Below are 322 nucleotides of genomic sequence, written 5' to 3' on the forward strand. Positions count from 1 at the left end.
AAAAACACCACGATCCCAAGATTTCCTTTTTGATAACGGGCATTTCATGGCGTTTGGTTTGAATGTGAATGTGTTTGTCAATCTCCCTATAGACACCCTTTTAAAACTCGCTTTAAAAACGGAAAAAATGCTATTTTTTAAAATAGGCGTGTTTGGTGGGGGTGGGGTGGAAAACGCAATCTTGTGGAGACCTCAATATAAAAATCAAAACACGCAACAAGACGATAAATTTTTTGCCGCAGGTGGGGGGTTTTTTGTGAATTTTGGAGGCTCTTTGTATATAGGCAAACACAACCGCTTCAATGTGGGGCTTAAAATCCCT

At 39.8% G+C, this 322-nt stretch carries 1 protein-coding gene; it reads left to right on the top strand.

Features of this window, described 5'->3' with window-relative positions; all coding sequences use genetic code 11:
• A partial coding sequence (locus BZK24_RS08510) for an outer membrane beta-barrel protein (RefSeq protein ID WP_341537521.1) occupies positions 1–322 on the top strand: 322 nt, incomplete at both ends.

It is taken from the genome of Helicobacter pylori (assembly GCF_001998165.1).
Taxonomy (GTDB): Bacteria; Campylobacterota; Campylobacteria; order Campylobacterales; family Helicobacteraceae; genus Helicobacter; species Helicobacter pylori_DL.